The following is a 12,040-nucleotide window of genomic DNA, read 5'->3' on the forward strand; positions in this document are numbered from 1 at the left end:
CTCAGCGCAGTCGGTCGGCCCGTGGGTCGAAGGCGTCCCGGACGCCGTCGCCGAACAGGTTGAAGGCGAGCGTGGTGATCAGCAGCGCGATGCCGGGGAAGAGGATGAACCACCACGAGGTCGTGTAGTAGTTCTGCGAGGAACTGATCATCCCGCCCCAGTCGGCCGTTGGTGGCGGCAGGCCGAGCCCGAGGAACGACAACGTCGCCTGGGTGACGATGACGACCGGGATCAGCAACGTGGTGTAGACGATCACCGGCGCGAGCACGTTCGGCAGGACGTCGACGAACATGATCCGGGTGTCGCCCGCGCCGAGCGACCGGGCCGCCTCGACGAACTCGCGTTCGCGCAGCGAGAGCACCTGGCCACGGACGATACGGGCCACCGACGCCCAACTGAAGAACCCGATCACCATCACCGTGACGGTCAGGCTGGGCCCGGTGACGGACACCAGCGCGATCGCGACGAGCAGGAACGGCACCGACAACACGACGTCGATCAGCCGGGCCAGCACGGTGTCGACGATGCCGCCGAGGAAGCCCGCCGCCAGCCCGAGTACGACGCCGATCGCCACGGTGATGGCGGTCGCGATCACTCCGACCAGCAACGAGACCCGCGCGCCGTACGCGATCCGGACCAGGATGTCGCGGCCCAGATCGTCGGTACCGAGCCAGAACGTGCCGTTCGGTCCGCGCGGCAACCCGTCCGGGGTCAACCCGATGTCGCGGAACTGCTCGTTGGGCGGATGCCCGGTGACGGAGGCGAACACGGGCGCGAAGATCGCCATCAGCACGATCAGCAGGATCACCCCGAGCGAGATCATCGCGACCTTGTCCCGCCGCAGCCGGCGGATCGCGAGGACGAACGGGCTGCGCCCCTCGATCGCCTTGGCCGGCGTGGCGTCGAGAACCTCCACCGCGGCGGTCATGACGCCCTCAGATCCGGTACGGCGGTGGACAGGTCCTCGCCCAGCCGCAACGGGAACAAGCAGGCCGTCTCGTGCTCGGGATGTTCGGCCGCGACCGGTTCGAGTGGCGGCTCGGTGACCGTGCACTCGGTCCTGGCCTTCGGGCACCGGGTGTGGAACCGGCAACCGCTGGGCGGATTGGTCGCGGACGGGATGTCACCCATCAAGATGATCCGCTCGCGGCTGTCCGCGGTGTCCGGATCGCTCACCGGCAGCGCCGACAGCAGCGCCCGGGTATAGGGATGCCGGGTCTGCTCGAACAACTCCTCGGTCGGCGAGACCTCGACGATCTTGCCCAGGTACATCACCGCGATCCGGTCGCTGACGTGCCGGACGACGGACAGGTCGTGTGAGATGAACACGTAGGTCAGGTCGAACTCCTGCTGCAGATCGGCCAGCAGGTTGATGATCTGCGCCTGGATCGAGACGTCCAGCGCGGACACCGGTTCGTCGCAGATCACCAGCTTCGGCCGCAGCGCCAGCGCCCGGGCGACCCCGATCCGTTGCCGCTGGCCACCGGAGAACTCGGCCGGGAACCTGTTGTAGTGCTCGGGATTCAGCCCGACCAGCTCCATCAGTTCCTGGACCTTCCGCTTCCGCTGCTGCCCCGACGAGATGCCGTGGATGGCGAACGGGTCGCCGATGATCGAGCCGACCCGGCGGCGCGGGTTGAGCGAGCCGTACGGGTCCTGGAAGATCATCTGTACTTCGCGCCGCAACGGCCGCATCTCGCGCCGGGACAAGCGGGTCAGGTCGGTCCCGTTGAACCACACCGAACCCGACGTCACGTCGTACAGGTGGGCCATGCAGCGGGCCAGAGTGGACTTGCCGCAGCCGGTCTCGCCGACCAGACCGAGCGTCTCGCCGCGCCGGACCTCCAGCGAGACGCCGTCGACCGCCCGGAGAACTTCCTTGTGCTGGGTGGGAAATTCCTTGCGGAGGTCCTGCACCTTCAGCAAGGTCTCGGTCATGAAGCCACCGCCTCGGTCACGTCGTGGTTCAGCCAGCAGGCCGATTGGTGCCGCGGATCGCCCTGGACATCGGCCAGCGGTGGCGTCTCGACCCGGCAGCGGTCGAAGACGTGCGGGCACCGGGCGGCGAACGGGCAGCCCTCGGCCAGGCTGATCAGGCTCGGCGGCGTTCCGGGGATCGGTGTCAGCCGCAAGCTGTTCTGCGCCGGCAGCGAGGCCAGCAGCCCTTGGGTATAAGGATGATGGTTGCGGTAGAAGATGTCGCGCCGGGGCGCCTTCTCCATCGCGGCCCCGGCGTACATCACGATCACCTCGTCGGCCATCTCGGCGACCACGCCGAGATCGTGGGTGATCAGGATGATCGCCGTACCGAACTCCTCCTGGAGCCGGCGCATCACCGTCAGCACCTGTGCCTGCACGGTCACGTCCAGCGCGGTGGTCGGCTCGTCCGCGATCAGCAGCGCCGGATCGAGCGCCATCGCCATCGCGATCATCACCCGTTGCCGCATCCCGCCGGAGAACTGGTGCGGATAGTCGTCCAGCCGCTCGGCGGCCCGCGGGATCCCGACCAGCGTGAGCAGGTCGGCCGCCCGGCGGCGGGCCGCCTGCTTGGAGATCTGCCGGTCGTGTGCCTGGATCATCTCCACGATCTGCCAGCCGATCCGGTAGTGCGGATGCAGGCTGGACAGCGGGTCCTGGAAGATCATCGCGATCTCGGCCCCGCGGAGCCGCCGCAAGGTGGCGGCGTCCGCGGTGATCAGGTCGGTGCCCTCGAAGTACGCCGAACCGGTGATCGTCGCGCCGCGGGTCAGCCCGGTGATGGTCTGGGTGGCGACGCTCTTGCCGGAGCCGGACTCGCCCACCACGGCCAGGGTCCGGCCGGGTTCGACGCTGAACGACAGCCCCCGGACGGCGCGGACGATGCCGTCCGGGGTGTCGAAAGAGACCCGGAGGTCCCGGACTTCCAGCAAGGCCATCCGTCAGCCCTGCTTGCCCTTGGCCAGCCAGACGTTCGTCGGATCGAACATCTGCAGCGACGGGACGTAGACCGCGTTGTTCACCTGCTCGGCGTGGTAGTTCGCCTGCTTGGGGTTGCTGACCGGGTAGAACGCGGCCTGGTCCATCACCCGGGCGTCGGCCTTGGCCCAGATCGCTGCGGCGGCATCGGTGGTCGGCGCGGCCAACGCCTGCTGGGTCAACGCGTTGGTCTGCGCGTCGTTGAAGAGCCCGAAGTTGCTGCCGATCGGCGGGAACGAGGACTCACCGGAGAACAGCGGCTTGAAGAAGGTCAGTGCGGCGTTGCCGTACCAGTCCGATCCCCAGCTCGCCAGGGACAGGTCCCACACGCCGCGCTTCGCGACCGTCGGCACCTGCAGGTACTTCACGTAGAAGTCCGCGTTCGGCGACGGTACGCCGACCACCGTGATCCCGACCTTGCTCAGGTCCTGCTGGATCGTCTGGAAGGTCTTGCTGCTGCCCTCCGAGGCGTTGCGGTAGAGGAACTTCAGGGTCAGGTTGGGGTGCCCGGCGGCGGCGAGCAACTGCTTGGCCTTCTCCGGGTTGTACGGGTAGGGGTCGATCTGCTTGGAGCCGGTGATGACGTCGGGCAGGACGTGGGTCAGCGGCGGGTTGATGGTCGGTCCGCCGAGGACCTGGATGATGTGGTCGCGGTTGATCGCGTAGCTGATCGCCTGCCGGACCTGCGGGTTGTCCAGCGCCTTGTTGTTGTTCGGCGAAACCGTGTTGTAGATGACGTACGGGTTGGTCGACGAGGTGTCGCCGATGTTCAGCAGCTTGTCCTTCTTGGCGATCAGCGCGGGCAGCTGCGAGGGCGGCGGCGCCAGGTCCCAGCCGAGGTCGGCGTTCGGCGTACCGGTCTGCAGTTGCTGCTGGACGGAGTCCTGGCTGACCGTCTCGTTCACCACGATCTTGTCCACGTAGGCCTTGCGGACCGAGTCGGTGGCCGGGTCCCAGGCCGGGTTGCGCGAGTAGGTGATGGACTTGGTCGGCACCCACGAGTCGATCTTGTACGGCCCGTCGGAGGGGAAGTTGTTGCCCAGTTCGGTGCTGGCCGGCAGGTACTTGAGCGACTCCACCGGGGCCGGCGAGAAGGCCGACAGGGTGAGCATGTCGACGAAGTACGTGGCCGGCTGGGTGAGGTGGAAGACCACGGTGGTCTCGTCCTTGGCCTCGACACCCGGCAACGGCGTCTTCTCGATGTAGTCCTTGATCCCGGCCGGCGTCTTGGCGACCTTGCCGAAACCGTCGGCGAAGGCCTGGTAGCCGACGAGCAGGTCGGCGAAGTCGGGGATACCGCCGAACGGCTGTACCGGGTTGGCGGTCCGCTTGACGCCGCGGACCAGGTCGGCGGCGGTGATCTGGCGGGCCGGCGTGGTGTTCCATTTCGCGCCCGGCTTGATCTTGATCGTGTAGGTCTTGCCGTCGGCGCTGATCCCGCCGTTCTGGGCGGTCGGGATCTCGGTGGCCAGGTCCGCGACCGGCGTGGTGTTCTTCCCACCGGGTTCGGCCGGATAGGTGAACAGCTGGCGGCTCCACATCCGCAGGTTGAGGTAGCCCAGCGAGTAGTAGCTGATGTTCGGATCCATGTAGTCGACGTCGCCGCCCCCGAGCATGTTCAGGGTGCCCCCGCGGACCGCTTCACCCGCGTTGCCGGTGCCGGTGCCGCCGGGGGTGGTTCCGTTGCTGTTGCACGCCGCCAACGTGATCGCCATCGCCGCGACCAGGGATGCGGCCGCGAACCGCCTTGCTGCCATTGGTCCTCCTCCGAGACTCGATAGCTGCGAAAGTAGGACCGCGGGAGGAGAGCACGAGCGGGGTCACGCAAGCGTCAAGATCTTGTCATCCGGCGACTGCGCGAACATGACGAAGTCATGACGGACGTCACCTGACCGGTCGCCCCTTGGCGAGCGACACTGATGACGTGGCACACAGCTTGCTGTTGGTGGACGACGAGCCCCGGATCCGGCGGGTCCTGCGCCTTGCCCTGGAGGACGAGGGGTACGACGTGGCCGAGGCGGCGAACGGACTGGATGCGCTGGCCGCCCTGCGCCGCGAGCCACCCGACGTGGTGCTGCTCGACCTGATGTTGCCGGACCGGGACGGCTTCACGGTCTGCCGCGAGATCCGCCGTACCAGTGACGTGCCGGTGATCATGGTGACCGCGCGGGCGGACAGCCACGACGTGGTCGCCGGGCTGGAGGCGGGCGCGGACGACTACGTGACGAAGCCGCTGGTCGCGAAGGAGCTGTCCGCGCGGATCAGGGCACTGCTCCGCCGGGTGGAGCCGGCCAGTACGCCGCAGTCCGATACCTTTCTGGTCGGCGACCTCGAGATCCATGTCGCGGCCGCCGAGGTGCTGCGCGACGGTGAGGTGCTGCCGTTGACCCGGACGGAGTTCAAGTTGCTGGTCGAGCTGGCCGGCGCCGAGGGCAAGGTGTGCAGCCGCGAGCACCTGCTGTCGAAGGTCTGGGGGTACGGGTACTTCGGCGACAGCCGGATCGTCGACGTCCACGTCCGCCGGCTGCGGCTGAAGATCGAACGGGACCCGGCCGGCCCGAAACATCTCGTCACCGCGCGCGGTCTCGGCTATCGACTGGTGAGCTGACCGTGCGACGGCGGTTCGGCCTGCGGGACCGGGTGATGCTCGCCTACGGACTGCTGGCGCTCGGGCTCTCGACGGTGCTCGCCCTGGTCACCTTCAACGTGGTCGCGAACTACCTCACCAACCAGCGCGAGTCGTCGGCGGTGGTCGAGACCGCGGACAACGCGGCCGCCCTGCACTACGGGTTGTTCAGCAGCGCCTCCCAGTGCCTGCCGAACCGGGACCGCAAATCCAACGAGTGCAGCGGTATCGCCCCACGGCCCAACGTGGACGTGCTGGATCTGCTGTATTCGTTGCCGTCCACCGACTCGGCGGCGTCGATGCTGTACTACGACGGCCAGTGGTTCTCGGCCACCGGGCGGCCCGAGGATCTCCCGGCGGACATGGCGACGGCGGTGCGGGCCGGCTCCGAGCAATACCGCCGGATGAAGGTCGGCGGCCAGCAGGTGCTCGCGGTCGGCGTACCGATGGCCCGGCCGGACGAGGCGTTCTTCGAGTGGCATCCGTTGTCGAACCTGGACAACACCCTGCGGACGTTGAAGATCACCCTCGTCGTCGCCGCGATCCTGACCGCGCTGCTCGGCCTCGCCGTCGGCAAGCTGGCCAGCACGGTGGCGCTGCGGCCGCTGGCGAAGCTGACCCAGGTCGCGGCAGCGGTGGCCCGTGGACGGCTCGACGCCCGGTTGCAAGCCGAGGACGATCCCGATCTGGGCGGGCTGGCGCGATCGTTCAACCAGACGGCCGCGACGCTGGAGCAACGCGTGATCGCCGATGCCCGGTTCGCCGGCGACATCAGCCACGAGCTCCGGACGCCGTTGATGACGATGCTCAACTCCATGCAGCTGATCCAGAACCATTGCGGCGAACTGCCGCCAGCCGTGCGCGAACCGGTCGAGTTGCTCGGCGACGACCTGGAGCGGTTCCGCCGGCTGGTGCTCGACCTGCTGGAGATCTCCCGCGACGACGGCGGTGACCAGGGCAGTCGTGAGATCGTCCGGATCGCCGACCTGACCCGGGCCGCCGCGGATGCCGCGGCGGGGCGCGAGGTCACGACGGTCGCGCAGGACGCCGAAGGCCTCACCCTGCAGGCGGACAAGCGCCGGCTCGAACGGGTGATCGCCAATCTCGTCGAGAACGCCGAGTATCACGCGGGTGGCTGCAAGGGCGTGCTGGTCCAGGCGGGCGGACTCGGCGTCATCATCTACGTCGACGACGCGGGGCCCGGCGTACCGGTCGCGGATCGGGAGCGCATCTTCGAGCGGTTCGGCCGCAGCGAGGACAACCGGCGGGGGATTGGGCTGGGGCTGGCGATCGTGGCCCGGCACGTCGAGTGGCACCACGGAACCATCCGGGTCAAGGACCGCCCCGAAGGCGGCGCCCGCTTCATCGTCGAGCTGCCGGCGAAAACCAGCTGACTCGCCCGGCCCCTCCGCTCTACCCTGTCTGCATGGCTACTTGCCTCTGTGTCTAGCTGCGCGACCCGCTTCCGTGCCAGAAGTGCGTCCACCAGCTATCACGGAGAGTAACCATCATGATCACCGCTCGCGGTGTCGACCTTCGCGTCGGCGCTCAGCTTCTGCTGTCCGACCTGTCCTTCCACATCAGCCCCGGCGACCGCATCGGCCTGGTCGGGCGCAACGGCGCAGGCAAGACCACCCTGATGCGCGCCCTGGCGGGCGAGCTCCGTCCGGCCGCCGGCTCGATCGCGACCACCGGTTCCGTCGGCTACCTGCCGCAGGACCCACGCGCCGCCGACCCCGCCATCACGGTCACCGCGCGAATCCTGTCCGCCCGCGGCCTCGACGCCGTAGTACAGCGCCTTCGTAAAGCGGAGGCGGCGATGAGTACCGCGACCGGCGAGGCACAGGAGCGTGCAATGGCGGCGTACACCCGCGCCGAGACCGACTTCCAGGCAGGCGGTGGGTACGCCGCCGAGGCCGAGGCGGCCCGGCTTGCTGCCGGTGTCGGTCTGCCGACGCGTGCTCTGGAGCAGCCAGTGGGCCAACTGTCGGGCGGTCAGCGACGCCGGGTCGAGCTGGCCCGCATCCTGTTCGCCGACCACGGCACGCTGCTGCTCGACGAGCCGACCAACCACCTCGACGCCGACTCGGTCACCTGGCTGCGGTCGTTCCTGCTCGGGTACCAGGGCGGTCTGGTGGTCATCAGCCACGACCGTGAGTTGCTCGCGGCAACGGTCAACCGGGTGTTCCAGCTCGATCCGGCCCGACGCACGATCGACATCTACAACACCGGCTGGAAGAAGTACCTGACCCAGCTCGAGACCGACGAGCGCCGGCGCGCGCGGGAACGTAGTACGGCGGAACGCAAGGCGGCGGTCCTGCACGCCCAGGCCGCCAAGATGCAGGCCGGAGCCAGTACGGCCGTTGCCGCGCGCAACATGGCCCGCCGGGCAGACAAACTGCTGTCCGACCTCGAGCCGGTACGGCGTACTTCGCGGGTAGCCCGCATCCGCCTGCCCGAGCCGGTGCCGTCCGGACGGACTCCGCTGAGCGCAACCGGCCTGACCAAGTCGTACGGCGGGTTGCAGGTGCTCACCGGTGTCGATCTCACCGTCGACAGGGGCAGCCGGCTGGTCATCCTGGGGCTCAACGGCGCGGGGAAGACCACGCTGCTGCGGATCCTCGCCGGACACGAGCAACCCGACGCGGGTCGGGTCATGCACGGCCATGGACTGCGACTGGGGTACTTCGCTCAGGAGCACGACACGCTCGACCTGGCCGGTACGGTGCGGCAGAACCTGGCTGCCGTGGCACCGGCGTTGACCGACGGCGAAGTACGGAATGTACTGGGGTCGTTCCTGTTCAGCGGTGACGACGCGGACAAACCTGTCGCCGTCCTGTCCGGCGGTGAGAAGACCCGGCTGGCGTTGGCCGGCCTCGTGCACTCCGGGGCGAACGTGCTGCTCCTCGACGAACCGACCAACAACCTGGATCCGGCATCGCGGGACGAGGTACTGGGTGCTGTCAGCAACTATCCGGGCGCGCTGGTGATGGTGACCCACGACGAGGGCGCCATCGAGGCACTCCAACCGGACCGGGTACTGATTCTGCCGGACGCTGTCGAGGACCTGTGGACGGACGACTACCTGTCGTTGGTATCGCTGGCCTGAGCTGTGCCGCGGCCCCTGCCTGGTGGTGGATTCCGGCAGGGGCCGCGGGTTCTCGGGTCAGCGCAGACCGAGTTCCGTGCTCACCCAGGCGAGGCGGTCGTCCTTGGCGGGCTGGTCGAGGAAGTGGTCGGTGTTCTCGTACAAGCTCACCTTGGCCGACGGCTTGGCCGCGCTGAAAGCGGCCCGGACCTCAGGGGTGACGAATCTGTCCCGCCCAGCCCACTGGAAGTAGACGTCGTGGGCCTTGCCGACGTTGTCGACCGGATCGAGGCCGGTGAAAACCTTGCGGTAGGCAACGGCTTGGTCGGCCGGAAGGCCCAGCCAGAAGGTGTCGAACCAGTTGGCCCAGGTCGCGTCACCGGCCATGAAGACGAGGGCGTGCGCCCGCTTGCCGAGCAACGACGCGTACATCGCGCCGTAGTCGTGGCCGATCACCGCTGTCCGCCACGCATCGACGCCGTCCTGCCGGAGCAGCGTCCCGTACGCCGCTTCGACGGCCTTGAGCTGGTTCGTCACCTTGGTGCGGTCGGTCCGGTCGCCCACCGGGTCGCCCTCCCACGGGAAGGTGAGCTGGGGGAGGACAGCGACGGCGCCCCGACCGGCGAGCGCGATCGCCTCGGAGAGGAACTCGGTGCGGTTCTGCGTCGACGCCGGTGGCTCGAACCAGTGCAGATAAAGGGCTCCGGCGAGGTGCTTGTGGTGCTTCGCCGGCCGGACGAGGTACGCCGTGACGGGTGCCTGGCCGGCGACCGGGATCTGGATGTCGGTCACCACCACGGGCTCCGGGGCCTGCCTGGTCTGGACCGCGCTCGACGCACCGGCCGCCGTGACGCCGAGGATCAGTGCCCCCGCGACCGTCGCGATCAGGAATCTCTTCATCGCCCACCCCCTGGTTGCAGTCATCTACTAAAATGCTTTAACAACTGATGACGGTAGAGCCGGCTGGGCCTGCCGGTCAAGACGGGGGAGGATGTGCGGGATGAGCAAAGTGCCGGCCGCCGATCCCTTGCTGGGCTTCGTGCTCGACTTCTGCAACACCTACGACCTGCTCGAGGATCTGCCCGACCGGCTGAGCGTCCCGCTCGTCGACCGGATCGCCGCGCACCACGGTCTGCCCGCCTTCGGCCTCCGCGCCACCGACCTGGAGCCGGTCCGCGAGGTGCGCAACCACCTGTACGCCGTCTTCGCCGCGACCTCCGTCGAGGATCAGGTGGAGGTGCTCAACGAGCTCTTCAGCACCTACAACGCTGTACCCCGCCTGGTTCTCGACGATCCTGTGCGGATAGTTGCGACGGGTGGGGAAGGCGCGGTGGCGCGGCTCGCGGTGACGGCCGCCGGTGCGCTGGCCCGGGTGCTCGCCGACGGGTCCGCCGACCGGCTCCGGACGTGCGTGGGCGATCCGTGCCGCTGCGTCTACGTCGACCGGACCAAGGCGAACCGCCAGCGCTTCTGCTGCGAACTCTGCAACGACCGGATGGCCTCAGCCGCCTACCGCCGCCGCAACCGCTAGCTCAGACGTTCCTGGAGATGGACCGTGACGGAGTCGCCGGCCTCCTTCGCCAGCAGGGCGCGAAGGTCGGCCTTGACCGGGAGTTTGTGCGTGCCGTCACCGAGTGCCATGAACGAACTCTCGAACGGGTGGCCGTCCATGGTGCCGCGGACCTTGACCAGCCCGCGGGTGCCGAAGAATTCGGCGGACCCGGGCAGCTGGACATAGGTCCAGCCGCCCTTCGCGGGGCTCTGCAGCAGGGGTGCGGTGAAGGTCTTGTCGAGCGGCCCGGCTTTGCTGTTCTTCATCGGAGTCTCCTTCGATCCAAGGATGCATTCACCCGGTACGTAGAAGCCACGACGAGGTTTTCGACACGTCAGGTCGGGATCGGGCGGTGCGAGGTGCCGTGCGCGTCGCTGCAGTGGACGGTCTGGTCGTCGGCCGAGGCGTGGTCGACCTGGAGCGTCGAGTGGGTCAGGTGATGCCGCTCCGCCAGCAGTGCCTCGATCTCGCTGCGGATCTGGTGGCAGTCCAGGCCCTCCTGAACCATGATGTGCGCTGAGGCGGCCGGCTCGCCCGACGTGATCTCCCAGACGTGCAGGTCGTGAATCTCGACCACGCCTGGTACTGCGCACAGCTCCGCGCCGAGCGCTTGTGGGTCGAAGCTCGCCGGCGCCGCCTCCAGGAAGATCCGGCCCGAGTCGCGAACCAGGCCGACGCCGGCCTTGAGCATCAGGACCGCTACGACGAGCGCGGCGATCGAGTCGGCGCGGGTGAAGCCGGTCAGCAGGACGACGAGGCCGGCGACTGCGGTGGCGACGAAGGCGAACAGGTCGTTCAGGATGTGCTGGAAGGCGCCCTCGACGTTGAGGCTGGTGCGGTTCGCCTTGCTGATCAGCCAGGTGGCGACCAGGTTGACCGCGATACCGACGACGCCGGTGATCAGGACCAGGGCGCCCTCGACCTCAGGCGGGTGGATCATCCGGGCCACCGACTCGTACAGGAAGAAGGCCGCCAGGAGCAGCAGGGTGATCCCGTTCGCCTGTGCGGACAGGATCTCGACCCGCTTGAGTCCGTAGGTGAACCCGCCGGCCGGTGGCCGGGCCGACAAGCGGATCGCGACCAGCGCGAGCGCGATCGCGGCCGCGTCGGTGAGCATGTGCGCGGCGTCGGTGATCAAGGCGAGCGATCCGGCCGCGAAACCGACGATCACCTCGGCCGCCATGAAGGCGAGGATCAGCGCGAGTGCGCCGCTCAGCAACCGCCGATCGGCAGCGGCATCGACCCCGTGGCCATGACCGTGCCCGTGCCCGGCGCCCATCAGTTCCGCTCCGGGTGACGGCGTTCCGCGTGACTGCGTTCCGAGTGACTGCGTTCCGGGTGGCTGCGTTCGGGGTGGATGGCGTCGGTGTGCTCGGTGTGTGCGACGGCCCGGTCGACCAGCATCCGCACGTGCGCGTCGTCGAGCCGGTAGTACGCCATCCGGCCGTCGCGGCGGACCGAAACAACGCGATGGGCCCGCAGGAGCCGCAGTGCGTGCGAAGTCGCGGACTCGCTCATTCCGGTGACCGCGGCGAGGTCGCAGACGCAGAGTTCGCCGTCCAGGAGCGCGACCAGCAGCTTCAACCGCCGCGGATCGCCGAGCAGTCCGAACACGTCCGAGGTGTCGACCACGTCCTGCTCCGAAGGCATCCTGGCGTTGACGGCAGCCACCCGCTCGGGATCGACCAGCCGCACGGTGCAGTCGTCGATCACCGCAGTAGCTTGCACATCTGCAGAACTCTTCATACGTCCACCCTAACCCCTCCGGCCGTCTCCCGCCCACTCTGCGGGTCCGTCCCATACATCCACTCCACTACGG

12 protein-coding genes are annotated in these 12,040 nt (G+C 68.4%); 4 read left to right on the forward strand and 8 right to left on the reverse strand.

All coding sequences use genetic code 11. The features are described 5' to 3' along the window. Position 1: 1 nt before the first annotated feature. The 4 genes from DIZ26_RS36575 to DIZ26_RS36590 are packed head-to-tail and all read right to left on the reverse strand — an operon-like array spanning position 2 to position 4,712. On the reverse strand, positions 2-928 hold the full coding sequence (locus DIZ26_RS36575) for an ABC transporter permease (protein WP_112249159.1): 927 nt from the start codon (positions 926-928) through the stop codon (positions 2-4). After that, entirely contained in the window at positions 925-1,938 is a 1,014-nt protein-coding gene (locus DIZ26_RS36580; RefSeq protein WP_112249160.1) for an ABC transporter ATP-binding protein, read from the reverse strand. The genes DIZ26_RS36575 and DIZ26_RS36580 overlap by 4 nt, the downstream gene beginning before the upstream one ends. Further along, positions 1,935-2,915 (reverse strand): ABC transporter ATP-binding protein, encoded by a 981-nt coding sequence (locus tag DIZ26_RS36585; protein WP_112249161.1) that lies wholly within the window; start codon positions 2,913-2,915, stop codon positions 1,935-1,937. The genes DIZ26_RS36580 and DIZ26_RS36585 overlap by 4 nt, the downstream gene beginning before the upstream one ends. 3 nt (positions 2,916-2,918) lie before the next feature. After that, the gene (locus tag DIZ26_RS36590; protein ID WP_112249162.1) at positions 2,919-4,712 is read right to left on the reverse strand and encodes an ABC transporter substrate-binding protein; all 1,794 of its coding nucleotides are present in this window, start codon (positions 4,710-4,712) and stop codon (positions 2,919-2,921) included. A gap of 167 nt (positions 4,713-4,879) precedes the next feature. Here DIZ26_RS36590 and DIZ26_RS36595 point away from each other — a divergent pair, with 167 nt between their 5' ends. The 3 genes from DIZ26_RS36595 (at position 4,880) to DIZ26_RS36605 (ending at position 8,690) form a co-directional block, all read left to right on the forward strand. Continuing rightward, a complete protein-coding gene (locus DIZ26_RS36595) occupies positions 4,880-5,563 on the forward strand; it encodes a response regulator transcription factor (RefSeq protein WP_112249163.1) in 684 nt (227 codons plus the stop codon). A gap of 2 nt (positions 5,564-5,565) precedes the next feature. After that, a complete protein-coding gene (locus DIZ26_RS36600) occupies positions 5,566-6,975 on the forward strand; it encodes a HAMP domain-containing sensor histidine kinase (protein ID WP_112249164.1) in 1,410 nt (469 codons plus the stop codon). Positions 6,976-7,091: 116 nt separating this feature from the next. Then, positions 7,092-8,690 (forward strand): ABC-F family ATP-binding cassette domain-containing protein, encoded by a 1,599-nt coding sequence (locus DIZ26_RS36605; protein WP_112249165.1) that lies wholly within the window; start codon positions 7,092-7,094, stop codon positions 8,688-8,690. Between the two features lie 57 nt (positions 8,691-8,747). Here DIZ26_RS36605 and DIZ26_RS36610 read toward each other — a convergent pair whose 3' ends face one another. Continuing rightward, on the reverse strand, positions 8,748-9,569 hold the full coding sequence (locus DIZ26_RS36610; protein ID WP_112249166.1) for an alpha/beta hydrolase family protein: 822 nt from the start codon (positions 9,567-9,569) through the stop codon (positions 8,748-8,750). Between the two features lie 100 nt (positions 9,570-9,669). Here DIZ26_RS36610 and DIZ26_RS36615 point away from each other — a divergent pair, with 100 nt between their 5' ends. Next, positions 9,670-10,200, forward strand: coding sequence for a CGNR zinc finger domain-containing protein (locus tag DIZ26_RS36615; protein ID WP_198676485.1), 531 nt, complete (start codon positions 9,670-9,672; stop codon positions 10,198-10,200). Here the strand turns inward: DIZ26_RS36615 and DIZ26_RS36620 are convergent. The 3 genes from DIZ26_RS36620 to DIZ26_RS36630 form a co-directional block, all read right to left on the reverse strand. Further along, positions 10,197-10,487 (reverse strand): DUF1905 domain-containing protein, encoded by a 291-nt coding sequence (locus DIZ26_RS36620; RefSeq protein ID WP_112249168.1) that lies wholly within the window; start codon positions 10,485-10,487, stop codon positions 10,197-10,199. The two genes, DIZ26_RS36615 and DIZ26_RS36620, sit on opposite strands and share 4 nt — an antisense overlap. A 68-nt stretch (positions 10,488-10,555) precedes the next feature. Then, positions 10,556-11,500: a cation diffusion facilitator family transporter gene (locus DIZ26_RS36625; RefSeq protein WP_112249169.1), complete on the reverse strand. Its 945-nt coding sequence runs from the start codon at positions 11,498-11,500 to the stop codon at positions 10,556-10,558. Continuing rightward, positions 11,500-11,967, reverse strand: a complete 468-nt coding sequence (locus DIZ26_RS36630) for an ArsR/SmtB family transcription factor (RefSeq protein WP_232828943.1) — start codon at positions 11,965-11,967, stop codon at positions 11,500-11,502. The genes DIZ26_RS36625 and DIZ26_RS36630 overlap by 1 nt, the downstream gene beginning before the upstream one ends. Positions 11,968-12,040: the final 73 nt, after the last annotated feature.

Source organism: Kribbella monticola, from assembly GCF_003261635.1.
In the GTDB taxonomy this organism is placed as follows: Bacteria; Actinomycetota; Actinomycetes; order Propionibacteriales; family Kribbellaceae; genus Kribbella; species Kribbella monticola.

Excerpts from the sequence above, each read along its gene's own strand:
- DIZ26_RS36615 (WP_198676485.1), top strand. The coding sequence starts at position 9,670 with ATGAGCAAAGTGCCGGCCGCCGATCCCTTGCTGGGCTTCGTGCTCGAC.
- DIZ26_RS36580 (WP_112249160.1), bottom strand. The coding sequence starts at position 1,938 with ATGACCGAGACCTTGCTGAAGGTGCAGGACCTCCGCAAGGAATTTCCC.
- DIZ26_RS36585 (WP_112249161.1), bottom strand. The coding sequence starts at position 2,915 with ATGGCCTTGCTGGAAGTCCGGGACCTCCGGGTCTCTTTCGACACCCCG.
- DIZ26_RS36610 (WP_112249166.1), bottom strand. The coding sequence starts at position 9,569 with ATGAAGAGATTCCTGATCGCGACGGTCGCGGGGGCACTGATCCTCGGC.
- DIZ26_RS36590 (WP_112249162.1), bottom strand. The coding sequence starts at position 4,712 with ATGGCAGCAAGGCGGTTCGCGGCCGCATCCCTGGTCGCGGCGATGGCG.
- DIZ26_RS36630 (WP_232828943.1), bottom strand. The coding sequence starts at position 11,967 with ATGAAGAGTTCTGCAGATGTGCAAGCTACTGCGGTGATCGACGACTGC.
- DIZ26_RS36575 (WP_112249159.1), bottom strand. The coding sequence starts at position 928 with ATGACCGCCGCGGTGGAGGTTCTCGACGCCACGCCGGCCAAGGCGATC.
- DIZ26_RS36620 (WP_112249168.1), bottom strand. The coding sequence starts at position 10,487 with ATGAAGAACAGCAAAGCCGGGCCGCTCGACAAGACCTTCACCGCACCC.
- DIZ26_RS36605 (WP_112249165.1), top strand. The coding sequence starts at position 7,092 with ATGATCACCGCTCGCGGTGTCGACCTTCGCGTCGGCGCTCAGCTTCTG.
- DIZ26_RS36625 (WP_112249169.1), bottom strand. The coding sequence starts at position 11,500 with ATGGGCGCCGGGCACGGGCACGGTCATGGCCACGGGGTCGATGCCGCT.